18 protein-coding genes are annotated in these 17,081 nt (G+C 69.7%); 5 read left to right on the forward strand and 13 right to left on the reverse strand.

All coding sequences use genetic code 11. The features are described 5' to 3' along the window. Positions 1-15 precede the first annotated feature (15 nt). Both B0293_RS32395 and B0293_RS32400 read left to right on the forward strand, forming a co-directional pair. Positions 16-960, forward strand: a complete 945-nt coding sequence (locus B0293_RS32395) for a 5'-3' exonuclease (RefSeq protein ID WP_005150927.1) — start codon at positions 16-18, stop codon at positions 958-960. Further along, on the forward strand, positions 957-1,925 hold the full coding sequence (locus B0293_RS32400) for a pirin family protein (protein WP_005150924.1): 969 nt from the start codon (positions 957-959) through the stop codon (positions 1,923-1,925). Before B0293_RS32395 ends, B0293_RS32400 begins: the two co-directional genes overlap by 4 nt. Here B0293_RS32400 and B0293_RS32405 read toward each other — a convergent pair. From B0293_RS32405 to B0293_RS32460, 12 genes are all read right to left on the reverse strand, one after another. Then, a complete protein-coding gene (locus B0293_RS32405) occupies positions 1,922-3,142 on the reverse strand; it encodes a GNAT family N-acetyltransferase (RefSeq protein ID WP_005150923.1) in 1,221 nt (406 codons plus the stop codon). The two genes, B0293_RS32400 and B0293_RS32405, sit on opposite strands and share 4 nt — an antisense overlap. Before the next feature lie 44 nt (positions 3,143-3,186). Then, the gene (locus B0293_RS32410; RefSeq protein ID WP_077241438.1) at positions 3,187-3,582 is read right to left on the reverse strand and encodes a DUF4333 domain-containing protein; all 396 of its coding nucleotides are present in this window, start codon (positions 3,580-3,582) and stop codon (positions 3,187-3,189) included. Positions 3,583-3,617: 35 nt separating this feature from the next. Then, positions 3,618-4,817: a GNAT family N-acetyltransferase gene (locus B0293_RS32415; protein WP_005150920.1), complete on the reverse strand. Its 1,200-nt coding sequence runs from the start codon at positions 4,815-4,817 to the stop codon at positions 3,618-3,620. Positions 4,818-4,858: 41 nt separating this feature from the next. Beyond that, positions 4,859-5,650 (reverse strand): DUF4333 domain-containing protein, encoded by a 792-nt coding sequence (locus tag B0293_RS32420; protein WP_005150919.1) that lies wholly within the window; start codon positions 5,648-5,650, stop codon positions 4,859-4,861. A 368-nt stretch (positions 5,651-6,018) separates the two neighbouring features. Next, complete coding sequence (locus tag B0293_RS32425; RefSeq protein WP_005150917.1) at positions 6,019-8,796, reverse strand: DEAD/DEAH box helicase; 2,778 nt, start codon at positions 8,794-8,796, stop codon at positions 6,019-6,021. A 210-nt stretch (positions 8,797-9,006) separates the two neighbouring features. Continuing rightward, positions 9,007-9,882, reverse strand: a complete 876-nt coding sequence (locus tag B0293_RS32430) for a diacylglycerol/lipid kinase family protein (RefSeq protein ID WP_005150913.1) — start codon at positions 9,880-9,882, stop codon at positions 9,007-9,009. A 7-nt stretch (positions 9,883-9,889) separates the two neighbouring features. Next, positions 9,890-10,858: a twin-arginine translocase subunit TatC gene (gene tatC / locus B0293_RS32435; protein WP_005150911.1), complete on the reverse strand. Its 969-nt coding sequence runs from the start codon at positions 10,856-10,858 to the stop codon at positions 9,890-9,892. A gap of 110 nt (positions 10,859-10,968) precedes the next feature. Further along, positions 10,969-11,310: a Sec-independent protein translocase subunit TatA gene (tatA, locus tag B0293_RS32440; protein WP_005150908.1), complete on the reverse strand. Its 342-nt coding sequence runs from the start codon at positions 11,308-11,310 to the stop codon at positions 10,969-10,971. Positions 11,311-11,347: 37 nt separating this feature from the next. Next, complete coding sequence (locus B0293_RS32445) at positions 11,348-11,557, reverse strand: bacteriophage holin (protein WP_005150907.1); 210 nt, start codon at positions 11,555-11,557, stop codon at positions 11,348-11,350. Positions 11,558-11,566: 9 nt separating this feature from the next. Further along, entirely contained in the window at positions 11,567-12,544 is a 978-nt protein-coding gene (locus tag B0293_RS32450) for a helix-turn-helix transcriptional regulator (RefSeq protein WP_005150905.1), read from the reverse strand. Then, a complete protein-coding gene (locus B0293_RS32455) occupies positions 12,541-13,521 on the reverse strand; it encodes a helix-turn-helix transcriptional regulator (protein ID WP_005150903.1) in 981 nt (326 codons plus the stop codon). The genes B0293_RS32450 and B0293_RS32455 overlap by 4 nt, the downstream gene beginning before the upstream one ends. A gap of 9 nt (positions 13,522-13,530) precedes the next feature. Next, entirely contained in the window at positions 13,531-13,962 is a 432-nt protein-coding gene (locus B0293_RS32460) for a winged helix-turn-helix transcriptional regulator (protein WP_005150901.1), read from the reverse strand. 104 nt (positions 13,963-14,066) lie between these two features. Here B0293_RS32460 and B0293_RS32465 point away from each other — a divergent pair, with 104 nt between their 5' ends. The 3 genes from B0293_RS32465 to B0293_RS32475 are packed head-to-tail and all read left to right on the forward strand — an operon-like array spanning position 14,067 to position 16,190. Beyond that, positions 14,067-15,005 (forward strand): NADP-dependent oxidoreductase, encoded by a 939-nt coding sequence (locus B0293_RS32465; RefSeq protein ID WP_039915401.1) that lies wholly within the window; start codon positions 14,067-14,069, stop codon positions 15,003-15,005. Between the two features lie 37 nt (positions 15,006-15,042). Continuing rightward, on the forward strand, positions 15,043-15,495 hold the full coding sequence (locus tag B0293_RS32470; protein WP_005150899.1) for an SRPBCC family protein: 453 nt from the start codon (positions 15,043-15,045) through the stop codon (positions 15,493-15,495). Continuing rightward, positions 15,492-16,190 carry an SDR family oxidoreductase gene (locus B0293_RS32475; RefSeq protein ID WP_005150898.1) on the forward strand — a complete coding sequence of 233 codons (699 nt, stop codon included), beginning with the start codon at positions 15,492-15,494 and terminating at the stop codon, positions 16,188-16,190. The genes B0293_RS32470 and B0293_RS32475 overlap by 4 nt, the downstream gene beginning before the upstream one ends. Here the strand turns inward: B0293_RS32475 and B0293_RS32480 are convergent. Beyond that, entirely contained in the window at positions 16,187-17,050 is an 864-nt protein-coding gene (locus B0293_RS32480; protein ID WP_005150895.1) for a TIGR03620 family F420-dependent LLM class oxidoreductase, read from the reverse strand. The two genes, B0293_RS32475 and B0293_RS32480, sit on opposite strands and share 4 nt — an antisense overlap. Between the last annotated feature and the right edge of the window lie 31 nt (positions 17,051-17,081).

Genomic DNA, 17,081 nt, shown 5'->3' on the forward strand with positions numbered 1-17,081 from the left:
TGGCAGGCTGTCCGCGTGACCGGACCACTCGCTCTCCTCGATTCCGCGAGCCTCTACTTCCGCTCGTTCTACGCACTGCCCGAGTCGATGACCGCCCCGGACGGGACTCCGGTCAACGCCGTACGCGGGTTCACCGACACCGTCGCGCGGATCCTCGTCGACCGGCGACCCTCCCGGCTCGTGGCGTGCCTGGACGCGGACTGGCGGCCGAAGTTCCGCACCGACCTGCTGCCCAGCTACAAGGCGCACCGGGTGGCCGAAGAGGTCCCGGACGGCGGCGACGTCGAAGAGGTGCCGGACACGCTGACCCCGCAGGTCCCGATCATCCTCGAACTGCTGGAGGCCTTCGGGCTCGCGACGGCCGAGGCGGCCGGGTACGAGGCCGACGACGTCATCGGCGCGCTCGCGATCCGCGAACAGAAGTCGCCGGTCGAGGTCATCACCGGTGACCGCGACCTGTTCCAGCTGGTCCGCCACGAGCCGACGCCGACGGTGGTCATCTACGTCGGCAAGGGCTGGAACAAGGCCGAGATCCTCGGCCCGGACGAGCTCGCCGAGAAGTACGGGATCCCGGCCGCGAACGCCGGCCCCGGATACGCCGACATGGCCGCGCTGCGCGGAGACCCGTCGGACGGGCTGCCCGGCGTCGCCGGGATCGGCGAGAAGACCGCGGCGAAGCTGATCACCCAGTTCGGCTCGCTCCAGGAGCTGATCGAGGCGGCCGACGCCGGTGACTCTCGGGTGCCGCTCAAGACCCGGCTGCGGCTGACCGACGCCGCCGACTACCTCGCAGTCGCGCCGACCGTCGTGCGGGTCGCGGCCGACGCGCCGGTCGAACAGTCCCGCCCGGACACCGTCCCGTCCGAACCCGCCGACCCGGACAAGGTCGCGGAACTGGCGGAGCGCTGGAATCTCGGTCGTTCGGTGGAGCGTCTGCTGGCCGCGCTCCCCAAGTCATGAGCAACACCGAGGCCGATCCGGCCGAACTGCTGTGCCGGGACCGTCCCGGCGACGGCGTCACCGTGCTGACCCCGCGCGACGTCCCGCTCGGCGGGCCGCGCGCGATCCGGGTCCGCCGGACACTTCCGCAACGGCGGCGCTCCCTGATCGGCGCGTGGTGTTTCGCCGACCACTACGGGCCGCAGGACGTGTCGGAGTCCGGCGGGATGGACGTCGCGCCCCATCCGCACACCGGGTTGCAGACCGCGAGCTGGCTGTTCAGCGGCGAGATCGAACACCGCGACAGCATCGGCACCCACGCCATGGTCCGGCCGGGGGAACTCAACCTGATGACCGCCGGGCACGGCATCGCGCATTCGGAAGTGTCCACACCGGACACCGCGACGCTGCACGGCGTCCAGCTCTGGATCGCGCTGCCGGACGAACACCGTGACACCGCACGGGATTTCCGGCACTACGCGCCTCCGCTGCTCCGGCTCCCCGGAGCCACCGCGCGGGTCTTCCTCGGCACCCTCGCCGGGACCACCTCACCGGTCCCGGCGTTCACTCCCCTGCTGGGCGCCGAACTCACCGTCGAGCCCGGGGCGACCTTGGCCCTCGACGTCGATCCCGCCTTCGAACACGGTGTCCTCCAAGACCTCGGCTCCGTCACCGTCGCCGGAACCGCGCTCGGCACCGGCGAACTCGCGTACCTCGCGCCCGGCGCCGGACGGCTGGAGCTGACGAACGACGGCGGCGAGCCGGCGCGCGTGCTCCTGCTCGGCGGGACGCCGTTCACCGAAGAACTCGTCATGTGGTGGAACTTCGTGGGCCGCAGCCACGACGAGATCGCCGAGTACCGGGAGGCGTGGCAGGCCCAGGCGGACCGGTTCGGCTCCGTGGAGGGCTATCAGGGCACGACGGCGTGGTTGCCCGCACCCGCGTTGCCGCAGGTACGGATCAAACCGCGCCGCAATCCGGCCTAGAAGAACGTCCCGCACCAAGCGGCCCGCGCGGTGTGGAACAACGCGTCGGCACGGTCGACCGCCCCTTCGTCCAGGACCTCGATCCGGCCCGCCACCACCAGATCTCTGAAGAAGCCCTGTCCGAAGTAGAGGGACGCCAGCTCCGCGACGTCCAGCCGTAGTTCCGCCTCGGCGGTCGTGCGTTCCACACCGCCGGGGCCGACGAGGTAGCGGCCGTTGTTGTCGGGGAGCTGCTTGTCGAGCACTTCGAGCACCACGGGTTCGGCGGTGCCGTAGGTGCGCGCCCGCAGCGCGGTGAGCACGTCGACGAGCCGGACCCACAGCTCGTCGATGATCTCGGTGGTGTTCACCGCACGCGGGTCGGTGAGCAGGGCGGCGATCGGCTCGTCCAGCGGGCGGCCCCGTCCGGCGACGCCCGAGACCAGATCGACCGACAGCAGGAAACGCCACAACCCCGCCCAGGCCTCCGGTGTCCCGGCGTGGAGCTCCCGGATCTCGAGGATCGCGCCACGCTCCGGCGCCGTCCGGTCGCGCGTGTCGATGGTCTGGTAGACGACGAAGCCGTCGTCTCCATCCGGTCCACTGTGGATGGCGACGCGATAGCCGCCGTCCCCGGTCACCAGCCGGTCGAAGAAGCCCGGCCACCATTGCGCGGGCCGGGCGGCGAACCCGGGCCGTGTTCCCTCGAACCTGTTGTACAGCGCCGGAACACGCTCGACGGCTTCGGCGGGAGTGACGAACCTGACCACCCCGTCGCGCCCCACGCCGTCACGGACCTGGGCGCGAGGACGTTCGACGAAGACGCCCCTGTCGAAAGTGGCGGCACCGTACCCGTAGCGGCCGTAGATCACGCCTTCCGAGGCGTGCAGCGCGGCCAGCGGCACGCCACGCGCGGCGAAGTCCTCCAGCTGGGCGGACATCATCGTGGTGAGAATCCCGCGACGGGTCCAGTCGGCGCGGACGGCGACACCGTCGACGGCCGCGGTGACCAGCTTCCGCCCGCCCGGGACGGTGAGCTCGATGTCGAAGGAGCTGCTGATCCCCACCGGGGTGTCGTGGTCGTCGAACGCGGCGAACTTCCCTGCGGCGGGCCAGGACGGCGCCATCTTGGCCCAGTCCTCGTCCGAAATCGGCTTGGCGTGCAAAGCCTGTTCCAGGACTTCGAGGCAGGCCCGCTGTTCGCCTTCGGCCACGGCGCGCACGTGGAATTCGCTCATGACAGGAGATCCTGCCGTCCATCCCCGGCGAACCCAACCGGTTTTCAGGCGGGCGCGCCGACCTCGTACCGGCCGTCTTCACCGGTCACGGTGATCGTGACGGTCTTGCCCTCCCCGGCGACCTGGACGGTGCAGGTGAACGTGCTGCCGTCCTTCACCGTCTGGTTCGCCGGGCAGAGCACGTCGCCGACCTCGGTCACCTGGTAGGTCTCGGTGAGGATCTTCCGCACGTCCGCCTGCATGGTCCGGGGATCGAAGACTCTGCCGGGGGCGCTGGAGGGCGAGCCGCCGGAAGACGACGTGCTCGACGAGGCACCTGTCGTCGGCGTGGCCGTGACGGTCTTCGTCGCCGGGGCGGGCGCCGGGTTGTCCGAACACGCCGCCAGCCCCGCGAAAGCGGCACAGCACAGAACGACCGTCGCGACGGCTCGCCTGCTCAAGCTTCTCCACCCCCACCGAATGTGATCATCCAACGTCAGAAGAAGGTACCGCACCAGGGGTTCACTCGCGTGCCGAACAGCAGGTCCGCCCGCAGCAAAGCGGCTTCGCCGGTGGCTCGGACGCGTCCCGCGGCCGCGAGATCCGACGCGCGCCAAGCGCCGAGGTACAGCATCGACAAGGTGTCGACGCCGAGTTCGAGATCCGCCGGGTCCGTGGTGCGGGCCGCACCGTCCGCGGAAAGGCGGTAGCGGCCGGAGTTGTGCTCCAGGAAGGGATCGGTGACCTCGATGACGACCGGCTCGCCCTGGTACGTGCGGGCGTCGAGCATCGTGGCGACGTCGACCAGCCGGAGCCAACCCTCGTCCTGGACCTTCTCCACGGTCACGTGCCGAGGGTCGGTGAACAGCAACTCGACCGGTTCGTCGAGGGGGCGTTTCTCGGCGGTGATGCGGTCGACCAGGTCCACGGACAGCAGGTACCGCCACAGCCCCGCGAACGCGTCGGAACCCGAGTGGTGGAAGGACTGGATCTTCAACACCGCAGGGGCGCCGAACTTGGTCCTTTCGACGGTGTAGGTGACATAGCCGTCGATGCCGTCCGGACCGCGGTGCACGGCTGTCGCGACCGGCGTGGTCGCCCGGCGCACCTCCCGTTCGTAGCCCGGCCACAGATGCGGGCTCCGCGCGATCATGCCGGGCCGGATACGCGGAAGGGCGTCGAAGAGCGACGGCCATTGCTCGATGGTGCTTTCCAGATCCAGCAAGGAGATCTCCCCGCCCACCGGGACCTCGGGGCGGAACCGGGCACGCTGCCTGTCGACCTCGAACGACTTGGCCCGGGCGCCGATGCCATAACCGAACCTGCCGTAGATGGTGCCCTCGGAGGCGTGCAGCATAGCCGCCGGCACGCCACGGGCGGCGAAATCCTCGAACTGAGCGCGCATCAGACCGGTCAGCACGCCACGCCGGGTCCGGTCGCCACGGACTCCGACCAGGCTGACCGCGGCGAGCGGCGTGGTGCCGCCACCGGGCAGCGTCACTTCCGAATCGAAGGAGCGGGCGGTGCCGATCAGCTCCGGATCGAAAGCACCGAACGCTCGGTCCGGCTGCCTCGACCCGGAAATGGCCGACCATTCCTCGTCGGTCATCTCCTTGATGTGCAGGGCACGTCTGAACAGGTCGGTCGCGGCCCGTTCCTCGTCGGACCGCAGCAGCCGCACAGAGAAGTCGCTCATGGGACGATCATGCAGGATCGACCGTCCCCGGCGCCCGCCGTTTACTTGGTGACGGCGGGTGGCGAGACCTCGTAGTTGCCGGTGTCACCCTTCACGGTGATCGGCACCTCCTGCGGCTTGCCCTCGATCGTCGCGGTGCAGGTGAACTTCACCCCGTCCTTGACCTCCTGGCCCGAGGGGCAGGTGACCGCGCTGATCTCCTTGATCCCGTAGGTCTCGGTGAGCAGCTTCTGCACGTCGGTCTGCATCTGGGTGTTGTTGAACACCTGGGTGTTGAACCACCCCGGCGTCACGAACCCGAGAACGCCGACCGCGGCGATGATCACCACGAGCGCGCCGATCCCGATGAACAGGCCCTTCTTGGACTTCGGCTTGTCCTGCGCCTCGCCCTGGGTGCCCGGGAACTGGCTCTGGCCGTAGTCGTACTGGCCCGGCTGCTGCTGCGGCTGGCCGTACTGCGGCTGTTGCTGCGGGCCGCTCTGCGGGTAGCCGGGCTGCTGCTGGGGTCCGCTCTGCGGATAACCCGGCTGCTGCCCGTACTGCGGCGGCTGCTGACCCCACTGAGGCTGCTGTTGCTGCGTCTGGGAGGGGTCGTAGCCGGGCTGCTGCTGCGGATAGCCCGGCTGCTGCTGGGACGGGTCGTACGGCGCGGGCTGCTGGCCCCACTGAGGCTGTTGCTGCTGCGTCTGTGACGGGTCCGGCTGCTGGCCCCACTGGGGTTGCTGCTGCGGACCGCTCGGCGGTTGAGCGCCTCCCGGCTGTTGCCCGTAGCCCGGCTGCTGCCCCCACTGGGGCTGCTGCTGCGGGTCGTTGCCGCCATACGGCGTGCTCATCGTTCGCCTCCGCCTGTTCCGCCGTCGTCACCGGCCCACCAACCTTGGCCGTCGTGGGCGATCCAACCACAGGTCCGCGCCCCTGCCCACTGTTCCCGGGTGGTGTCGGCGCAACTCGATCCGCCGGTCGGCCCAATGCCTCGTGAGTGGTAAGTCGCGTTCTAACGATACTTACCACTCACGACCACCTGCACCGAAGCGGCGCTGGCTCGTGATTGCCGACGGCGGTGTCGCGAAAGCCACTTTCGCGACGTTGAAGGTTGCGAAAGTGGCTTTCGCAACGCGTCCTCTCCTCCGGACAGCGCTGGGTCACGTGCGTCGTGAGTGGTAAGTCGCGTTCTAACCCCACTTACCACTCACGAGACCCGCTACGCGCCTCCCGCCGCCACGACCCCGCGCCGCAGTGCCTTCACCGCGTCCGAAGCGGCGGCGCCGACCGGATCCGCCTTCCCGAGGACGTCACGGATCTGGTCCAGCAGGTCGATGACCTGCCGCGACCAGCGCACGAAGTCGCCCGCGGACAGCTCCTGCCCGTTCGCCTCGGCGGCGGTGAGGACCTTCTCCAGCGATTCGCCGCGCGCCCAGCGATAGACGGGCCAGGCGAACCCGGCATCGGGCTCACGGGTGCGGTCCAGCTTGTGCCGACGCTCGTCCTCGGTGAGTTCCATCCACAGCCGCGTGGTCGCCTGCCAGGCATCGACCACCTTGCCCGCGGGCAGGCGAGGCTCCCCCGCGGTGTCGCGGCGGGCCTCGAAGACCAGCGTCGAGACGACGGCCGCGAGTTCGGCGGGCGACAGGCCCTTCCAGAGGTCGTGCCGGATGCATTCGGCGGCGAGCAGGTCGGACTCGCTGTAGAGGCGGGTGAGCCGCTTGCCGTGCTCGGTGACGCGGTCCTCGCCGTCGCCCTTGGATTCGGGGCCGAGGTAACCGCGCTCGCCGAGCAGCCTCAGGATGCGGTCGAAGGCGCGCGCGAGCGAGTGCGTCGTCGCGGCGACCTTGCGCTCCAGTTGCTCGGTCTCCGCCGAGAGACGCTGGTAGCGCTCGACCCAGCGCAGGTTCGCCTCGCGTTCGGCCAGACCGTGGCACGGATGCGCGCGCAGCGCCCGTCGCAGCGCGGCCAGCTCACCGTCCTCATTGGCCCCGGCGCGGCGCTTTTGCCTGCCGGGCAAGGAGATTCCCGCGTTGCGCAGACTGGAGGCGATGTCGCGACGGGTCTTGGGCGAGCGCAGCTCGATGTGCTTCGGCAGCTTGATGTTCCCCAGCGCCTCCACCGGCGAAGGGAAGTCCGCCACCGAGAGTGGTCCGGACCAGCGGTCCTCGGTGACGACCACGGGCCGCGGTTCGCGGATCGGGTCGAGCCCCGGATCGACGACGACCGCGAGCCCCGCGCGCCGGCCCGCGGGCACGGCGATGACGTCACCCTTGCGCAGCTTCTCCAGCGACTCGGCCGTACCCGCCCGGCGGGCGGAGGTGTTCTGCCGCGAAAGCGCCTTCTCCCTGGCGGAGATCTTCGCGCGGAGCTCGACGTACTCCAGCATCTCGTCGAAGTCGCCGGTGATGGCGGTGGTGTAGCCCCGCAGGGCTTCCTTGTTCCGCTCGATCCGCCGCGCCGTCCCGACCACCGATCGGTCGGCCTGGAACTGCGCGAACGACTGTTCCAGCAGGTCGCGGGCCGCCTCGGCACCGACCTGCGCGACCAGGTTCACCGCCATGTTGTAGCCGGGCCGGAAGGACGACCGCAGCGGGTACGTCCGGGTCGAGGCCAGGCCGCCGACCTGCTTCGGGTCGATCCCCGGCTGCCAGGCGACGACGGCGTGGCCTTCGACGTCGATCCCGCGCCGCCCGGCACGCCCGGTGAGCTGCGTGTACTCCCCCGGCGTCAGGTCGACGTGCGCCTCGCCGTTGTACTTGACCAGCCGTTCCAGGACGACGGTGCGCGCGGGCATGTTGATGCCGAGCGCGAGCGTCTCGGTCGCGAAGACGACCTTCACCAGGCCCTGGACGAACAGCTCCTCGACGGTCTCCTTGAACGCCGGGAGCAGTCCCGCGTGGTGTCCGGCGATGCCGCGTTCGAGCGCCTCGCGCCATTCCCAGTAGCCGAGGACGCCGAGGTCGCCTTCGGGCAGGTCCTTGGTGCGCTCGGCGACGATGCGGCGGACCTTCTCGACCTCCTCGGGACCGTTGAGCCGCAGCCCGGACCGGACGCACTGGCCGACAGCGGCGTCGCAGCCGGCGCGGGAGAAGATGAACACGATCGCGGGAAGCAGCCCGGCGTTGTCCAGGCGCTCGACCGTGTCGGTGCGCGACGGAGGCCGGAACCGCGGCATCCGCGACGGTGCCCCGCGACGCCCCCTCGGCCCGCGCATCCCTGCCGGGGCGAACCCCCTGCCGACCTCCTCGGTGCGGCGCAGCAGGCTGGGATTGATCCGCAGCTCGCTGCCGGGAGCGTGTTCCTCCTGGCCCGCGAACAGATCCATCAGCCGGTTGCCGACCAGCATGTGCTGCCACAGCGGCACGGGACGGTGCTCGTCGACGACGACGGTGGTGTCGCCGCGGACCTCGACGAGCCATTCGCCGAACTCCTCGGCGTTGCTCACCGTGGCCGACAGTCCGACGACCCGCACGTGCTCGGGCAGGTGGAGGATGACCTCTTCCCAGACGGCGCCGCGGAACCGGTCGGCGAGGTAGTGGACCTCGTCCATCACCACGTACGCGAGCTCTCCGATGGTCGAGGACCCGGCGTAGAGCATGTTGCGCAGGACCTCGGTGGTCATGACCACGACCTGCGCGTTGCCGTTGATCGAGGTGTCACCGGTCAGCAGGCCGACGGCGTCCGTGCCGTAGCGGCCGACGAGGTCGGCGTACTTCTGGTTCGACAACGCCTTGATGGGTGTCGTGTAGAAGCACTTGCGGCCTTCGGCGAGGGCGAGGTGCACCGCGAACTCACCGACCACGGTCTTCCCGGCGCCGGTGGGCGCGCAGACGAGCACGCCGTGCCCGTCTTCGAGCGCCTCGCAGCCGCGGACCTGGAAGTCGTCGAATTCGAACGACGACTCCGCCGCGAAGCGGGTCAGCTGAGGGTACTGAGCGCGGCGCTGGGAGGCTGCGTAAGCCTCGGCCGGGGTCTGGGGAGGGCTATTGACCACTTCGTCAGGGTTCCATACCCCACCGACAGTTCGCACTCGGTGTGACGATCTCGGGAACGTCCGGCGTGGTGCTCGTGAGTGGTGAGGACGGTTCTAACCGTCCTCACCACTCACGACGTTTGACCGCTCGGTGCCATACTCGGGAAAGGGTCCTTCACGCGCCGCCGACGTGACTGCTGGTGCTTGCGGGCGAGGAAGGACGAGACAGCCTCAGCCGACGACGGTGAGCGCGCCGGGGACGCAGGTGATGTCGATCGGCAGTCCGCCCAGCGGCTCGCCGTCGGCGTAGACCGGCAGATCGCTGCCCGCCAGATGGAGCCGGCTCGCCTTCAGGGTTCGGACCGCCGGATGGTCGACGTGCGCTCCCGAGCGGACACCCGGCAGCATCCGCAGCAGGTCGCGACGGGTCGCGGCGCCCACGACGGTGATGTCGAACCGGCCGTCCTCCGGATCTGCTCCTGGGCAGATCCGCATGCCACCGCCGTAGAACGGGGTGTTGCCGACGGCGATCATGGTGGCGTCGAGTTCGAGGGTCTCGACGTCGGTGCGGAGCACCACCGGACGCGGCCGGAACGCGGCGAGCTCGGCCAGGATCGCGAGGTCGTAGCGACGCGGGCCGCGAGGCCAGGTCAGCCGGTTGGCGCGTTCGGTGACGAGCGCGTCGAAGCCCGAACACAGCACGGTGGCGAACCATTCGCCACCGGCCCGACCGAGATCGACACGCCGCCGCTTGCCTTCCGCGATCCGCCGGGCGGCGAGATCGACGGCCGCGTGCGGATTCTCCGGGATCCCGAGCGCCCTGGCGAAGTCGTTGCCGGTGCCCGCGGGGACGAGCCCGAGCGCGACGCCGGTTTCGGCGCAGAACTGGACGCCTTGATGCGCCGCGCCGTCACCGCCGAGGACGACGAGGACGTCCAGGCCTTCCGCCCGCGAGTCGGTCATCAGCGCGCGGGACTCTTCGACGGTGTCGGCCACGAGGACGTCGAGCCGGTCCACGACGGGCCGCAGCCGCGCCGCGACCGACTCCATCAGCCGTCCCGCGCTCCCGTTACCGGAGGCGGGGTGGACGGCCAGTGCCGCGTGCATCCCGGGATCAGGTGACGTCGTCGGTGTTGGGCCGCTTGCCACCGGCGGTGGTCGAGGGCTCGTCCTCGATCGTGCTCGGCGTGTAGTCGAACGGCGCGGCCTCGTCGTCGTCGAGCTTGTCCCAGCCCTCGTCCTCGCGCACCTTGTCGAGCTTCCGGTCGTGGAAACGCGCGATCTGGATCGACAGCTCCAGCAGCACGATCAGCGCGGCGGACAGGCCGAGCATGGAGAACGGGTCCGAACCGGGCGTCGCGAAGGCCGCGAAGACGAACACGATCATGATCAGGCCGCGACGCCACTTCTTCAGCGTCTGGTACTTGAGGACGCCGACGCGGTTCAGCATCACCACGAGCAGCGGAAGCTCGAAACTGACGCCGAAGATCAACAGCAGTGAAAGGATGAAGGAGACGTACTTGTCCGCGGTCAACGCGGTGATGAACTGATCGCCACCGAAGTTCATCAGCAGTTCGAGAGCGTGCGGCACGAGGAGGTAGGCCAGCACGGCACCTCCGGCGAAGAGCACCGACGCGAACGCGACAAACGTCAGCGCGTACTTCCGCTCCTTGGAGTACAGACCGGGGGCGACGAACGCCCAGATCTGGTACAGCCACAACGGCGAAAACAGGACGGCACCGCCGGCGAGACCGACCTTCAACTGCGTCATGAACGCTTCGAAGGGCACGGTCTGCAACAGCTTGCACCCACCGGTGGGGCCGTCGAACCGGCGTTCGGCGGGCACCGCGCAGTAGGGGTCGGTCAGCAGCTTGCCCAGCGACGGGATCGGGCCGATCGTCGTCTGGAACCAGATGAAGCCGATGATTCCGCCCGCGACGAGAGCGAGCAGCGCGAAACCCAGCCGGCGCCGGAACTCGTAGATGTGCTCGATGAGCGTCATCGTGCCGTCGGGATTGGTCCGACGGCTGCGCTTGTGCCGCTTGGTGCCGCGGCGTTCCTCACCGGAGGCGGAATCCGCCACTGGACAGTCCGTTCTCGTCAGGGTCCACCATGAGCGCGCCGTGACTTCGGCGCGCTCATCCGCGAACAGGCTCCGCTTGCCTGGCTAGAAGCTGCTTGCTAAAAGATCGCTCAGCTGGCGTTCTTCTGCGCCTGCTCCGCCGGAGCGGGCATGGCGGCCTGCTGCTTCTTGAGCTCGTCGAGCTGACGCTGGAGGTCGGCGACCTGCTTGTCCTGCGCGGACGCGGCAGGAGCGGCGGGAGCGGGCGTGGTGGCCTGCGGCAGCTGCTTGGTCTCGACCTCTTCGGTCTCGGCGGCCTTGTCCTTGTCCCCGGCCATGTCCTTGGTCTCGGCCTTGAAGATCTTCATGGACTTGCCGATGGACCGCGCGGCGTCCGGAAGCCTCTTGGCGCCGAACAGCAGAACAACGACGAGCACCAGGATGATGATGTGCCACGGCTGCAGCGCGTTCATCGTTTGCGGCCTCCTTCTCGAGTCTCTTGGTGTGATGTTACCGGTCTTCGAGCCCACGTCGTTGCGCGATCGCCACGCGCAGCGCGGCCGACCGAGCACGAAGCAGCCCTGTCCGTTTTCGGGTGTTCGTAGCCACCATGCTCATCGTATGGGTGAGCACGCGCAAGACTCTGCGTAATTTGATGAGCAAAACGAAGAGCAGGATCAGCCCGGCGACGGCGAGCGCGATGCTCGGCAGGTACGACACGGCGTCACCCTACTGCTCGTAGGTTGACGTTAGGTGACGAGCCCGGGCCAGCGCGTCGGCCGCTCGTCGACGAACCGCCTCGGCGAGTGTGGCGGGGCTCTCCACCTGCGCGTCCCCGCCCAGACCGAGGACGAGCCGGACCATCCACGACTCGTCGGCGTAGCGCATCCGGATCCGCAGCCGCCCGCCGTCGAGCTCGTCCAGTTCCTCGCAGGGGTAGTACTCGGCTACCCAGCGTGCGTCGGGGTCGAGGGCGAGGACGGCTTCCTGCTGATCGGGACGGGGCCGGAAAACACCATCGGAAATGTCAGTCGGCTGGGCGTGCGCCGGCGGGACGGCGGGTTCGTCGAGCACGGTGAGCTCGTCGATGCGGTCGAGCCGGAACAGCCGGACACCTTCGGCGCGGCGGCACCACGCTTCGAGGTAGCCGACCGTCTGGACGATGAGCAACCGCATCGGATCGACGGTGCGCTCGGTGATCTCGTCCTTCGACGCCGTGTAGTACCGGATCCGCAACGCGCGCTTCGCGGTCAGAGCGGCCCGGACGGCTTCGCGGGTACCGGCGGTCTTCTTGCCTTCCCGCACTCCCCCGCCGACGACGATCCCCGACGGCTGGGCCTGGCCCGCGGCCGCCTCGATCTTCGCGATGGCGCGGCGGACCGCGTCGGCGTCGACCACGCCGGGCGTCTCGGCCAGGGCCCGCAGCGCGACGAGCATGGCCGTCGCCTCGCCGCCCGTGAGCCGCAGCGGACGGTTCATGCCGGCGTCGTGCGTGACGACGATCGTGTCGCCCTCGAAGGAGAGGTCGATCAGGTCACCGGGACCGTAGCCGGGCAGTCCGCACATCCACAGCAGTTCGAGGTCCTTGCGCAGCTGCTTGGGCGTGACGTCGAAATCGTGGGCGGCGTCGGTGATCTTGATACCGGGCCGGGCGAGCAGGTACGGCACGAGCGCGAGCAGGCGCGGCATCCGTCCGGTGGCGCTCATCGGGCACCGCCCGCGTGCGCGACGGCTTCGAGGCGGCTGAAGACCGACTTCGCGAGGATTTCGGGTTCGAGGACGAGCACGTCCGGGCCGTGAGCCGCGAGCCAGTCGGCCGCGGATTCGGGGTAGTACAGCTCGATCTCCACGAGGTCGCCTTCTTCTCCCCCGGCCTCACCGCGACCGACCACCCGGCCGCGGCGGCGGACCCCGGCGGCCCGGCCGTCGGCGACCCAGACGCTGGCGATGGTCGCCGCGGACGGGTCCTCGCTGCTGCTGGCGGAGACCATCTGCAGCAGGTTGACCCCTTCCGGGCGCTCGACGACGCCGGTCTTCCCGAAGGCGTCGACCTTCCCGGTCACGCGCGAAAGCCGGAAACAGCGGGAAGCGCCACGGTCCCTGTCATGCCCGACGACGTACCAGCGCCCCTTCCAGGACACCACGCCCCACGGTTCGAGGGTGCGAATCTTGCGCTCGGCCGAGCCGCTGCGGCGGTATTCGAAGCGCACCGCCTGCCCGGCCTGGACGGCGGCGAGCAACGGGCCGAACGCCGGTTCGGCGCGGACACGCGGTTCGACGACCGTCGGGGCGTGGTCGTCGACCTCGACTCCGGCGGCGCGAAGCTTCACCAGCGCGCCTTGGGCCTCCCCCGTCAGTTCCGGGGAATCCCAGAGCCGGACGGCGAGCCCGACCGCGGTCGCCTCGTCGGGCGCGAGGTCGATTTCGCCGAGTTCGTAGTCGCGGCGCGCGATGCGGTAGCCGTCGATCGCGTCGAACGCGGAGTTGCGGCCGGTCTCCAAAGGGATGCCGAGTTCGCGCAGTTCGGTCTTGTCGCGCTCGAACATGCGGAAGTAGGCCTCGTCGCTGGCCGCGTCGGCGTACCCGGGCACGATGCCCCGGATCCGTTCGGCGGTGAGGTACTGCCGGGTGGACAGCAGGGCCAGGACCAGGTTGACCAATCGTTCGGCGCGTGCGGTGGACACCCGCTTACCCTAGCCCGCGCCGTCCGACCCGATGGTGAGAGCCGCCGATCGCGCGTCGTAACGATCCCTGGCGGACTCGACCTCGTCGAACCGGGTCTCGGCCCAGTCCTTGATCCCGGCCAGCAACTGACGGAGGCTCCGGCCGAGCTCGGTCAGTTCGTAGTCGACGCGGACCGGCACACATGCCGTGACGGTCCGGGTCAGCAGGCCGTCCCGTTCCAGGGTCCGCAGGGTCTGCGTGAGCATCTTCTGGCTGACGCCGGCGATCCGGCGCGAGAGGTCGCTGTAGCGCTGGGGCCCGTCTCCGAGCGCGACGAGGATCAGGCTGACCCACTTGCCCGAGACCTCGTCGAGCAGCTTCCGGGCCGGGCAGGCGGCGAGGTAGGCGTCGTAGGCCCGTTTCTCCTCTTCTCGGCGTTCCTGTGCCGTGCGCGTGACCACGGTTCGCGTACCTCCGCGTGGGTTGGGCACCTCGAGGTGCGTACTTCCCGACGGAGAGTAACTCCCCATACGTTCGCCGGGGAACGACACCTTGGAGGGGAACGATGCGCGCAGTGGTGGTCCGCCGGTTCGGCGGACCTGAGGTCCTGGAGTTCACGGAGCAGCCGATGCCTGTGCCGGGGATCGGCCAGGTCCGGGTGAAGGTGGCTGCGGCTGCGGTCAATCCGGTCGACGCCGCGACCAGGTCGGGTTTCCTGACCGAGGCGGGGATCATCCCGCCGCGTGAGGTGCTCGGGATCGGCTGGGACGTGGCCGGGACCGTCGACGCGGTGGGCGACGGCGTCACCGGGTTCGCCGCGGGCGACGTCGTGATCGGCTTGCGGGACCGGCCGTCGGCCGCTCTCGGCACCTACGCCGAGTTCGTCGTCCTCGACGCCTCCGCGATCGCCGCCGCCCCGCGGACGGCATCCCTCGCGGAGGCCGCGACCCTGCCGCTGAACGGTCTCACCGCGGCGCAGGCGCTCGATCTGCTCGACCTCCCACCGGGAGCGACCGTCCTGGTGACCGGCGCGGCGGGCGCCGTCGGCGGCTACGCGGTCGCTTTGGCCAAGGCGCGCGGCTTCCGTGTGGTGGCGACCGCCGGTTCCGCCGACGAAGCCTTGGTCCGGGGTTTCGGCGCGGAGGTTTTCGTGCCACGTGGCGACTTCTTGGGCGACCGTGTGCGGGCGGTGGTCCCCGGCGGTGTGGACGCGGCGCTCGACACGGCCCTGCTCGGGCTCGAAGCCTTGGACGCCGTCGCGAACCGGGGCCGGTTCGTGGTGTTCGCGGCCGGCGCAGCGCCGATTCCCTTGCGCGGCATCAGGGTCGAGCACGTCTGGATCCGCGCGGACGGTGCCGCTTTGGCCCGGCTGGCGACCTTGGCCGACGAAGGCGTCCTCGCACTCCGCGTCGCGGACACCATGCCGTTGAGCGAGGTGGTCAAGGCACACGAGCGCTTGACGGAGGGCGGACTACGCGGGCGACTGGTGCTCACCAAAGAATAAGTTGACGCTTAATTAAGCCCACGGTTATCTTCACGTCATGGACAACGACGTGACCCGGCTCGAACTCCGGCGCGAGTACCCGGACCCCATCGAGGACGTCTGGTCGGCACTCACCGAATCCGACCGCACGGCCCGCTGGATCGGCACTTGGACCGGCGAAGCCGGGGTCGGCAAGACGATCATGCTGCTGATGACGGCGGAGAAGGAGTCCGAACCGGGCCCCGCCGTCATCGTCGAATGCGATCCGCCGAAGCGGCTGGTGGTGGACCTGGGCGTGACGGATCAGCCCGCGTGGCGGGTGGAACTGACCCTGACACCGCGAGGTGACGGCACGGTGCTCGACTTCGTGCACCATCTGCCCAAGACCGACTGGGACACCTCGGACATCCTCAAGGGCTGGCACTTCTATCTCGATCGACTGGGCGCCGCCCTCGTCGGCGAACCGGTGCCCGAGTGGGAGACCTACACGCCGCCTACTTTGGAGGCATGAACGATCGAGTACTGCTGATCACCGGCGCCTCCCGCGGCCTCGGCGAGGCCACCGCACGCCGGGCCGCGGCCGCCGGGTTCCGGCTGGCGTTGCTCTCCCGCGACCGCGAGGCGCTACTCCCCCTCGTCGCCGAATTCGGCGAGGACCGCGCCCTCGCGCTCGCGGTGGACGTCACCGACTGGGAGTCGCTGTCCACCGCCGTCGAGACGGTGAAGAAGACTTTCGGCGGCCTCGACGCGGTGTTCGCCAACGCGGGCCAAAGCGTCGTGGTCTCGTTCTTCGGCGACGGCGGCGCGGACCCGGAACAGTGGCGGGACATGGTGCTGACGAACGTCTACGGCACCGCCATCACCGCGCGGGCGACCCTGCCGTCACTGGCGGAATCGAAGGGACACCTCGTGCTCACCGGTTCGGTCGCCGGGCGCTACCACCGGCCGGGAAACCTCTACTCGGCGACGAAATGGGCGGTGACCGGCCTGGCGGGATCCATCCGCGAGGAGGCCATCGGCACCGGCGTCCGGGTCACCGTCGTGCAGCCGGGGCTGGTCGACACCTCGATGATCCCCGAGGACTCGAAGTCCAAGCCGAAACTGGAGCCCGACGACATCGCGAGGGCGGTGCTCTACGCGCTGGAGCAGCCGCCCTCGGTCGACGTCAACGAGATCGTGGTCCGGCCGACCGGCCAGGTCCGCTAGCGCGGCAGCAGCGACTCGGCCAGCCGCCGCCAGTGCGGCATGGCCGACTCGCCGGGCTCGACGCCGATGACCTGAACCCCGACGTGGTCGGCGCCGGCGTCGAGATGCCCGCGCAGTTTCCCGGTGATGGTGTCGAGATCGCCCCAGAACACGAGATCGTCCACGATCCGGTCGCTCCCGCGGCCGCCGTCGATGTCGGCGTCGGTGTAGCCGAGGCGGAGGAACTTGGCGACGTTGTACTTCGACGTCAGGTACCCGTGCAGGTGCTCTCGGGCGATCTCGCGCGCCTTGCCCGGGTCGGTTTCGAACAGCACGGCGTGCTCGACACCGAGGAAGGCCTTCTCCCCCAGTACTTCTCTCGCCTGGGCGGTGTGCGACACCGTCACGTGATACGTGTGCGCGCCTTCGGACCGGTCGCGGGCCAGTTCGAGCATCTTCGGCCCGTATGCGGCCAGCAGCCGCCGCATCGGCGCGGCGGGCAGCGGGTTCGCGCTGGTGACCGCGTCGAATTCGTCGAGGTAGTCACTCATCGCTTCCAGTGGCTTCACACCGGCCTGCGCGCCGCCGAACCCCAGTCCCAGCACATGCCGGTCCGGATAGGCGTCGGCCAGCAGGACCGCCGCGCCGCGGGTCCAGCGCGCACCGCGGGATCCGATCCGCGCGATCCCGTTGACCACGGCGATGCGCTCGGTGGACGCGAGCAGGAATCCGGCGTGGGTCAGCGCCTCCCGACCGTCCCGCTCCGGGATCCAGATCGCGGGCCAGCCGAGTTCTTCCAGCTCCCGCACCGAATCCCGCAGCATGCTCGCGGGCTGGTCCTCGAAGTCGAACGTCCAGATCCCGAAACGCCCCAGTTCCATCTGTCTCTCCTCAGCTCGAGTACAACATATC

The sequence above is a fragment of the Amycolatopsis azurea DSM 43854 genome, from assembly GCF_001995215.1.
Classification (GTDB): domain Bacteria; phylum Actinomycetota; class Actinomycetes; order Mycobacteriales; family Pseudonocardiaceae; genus Amycolatopsis; species Amycolatopsis azurea.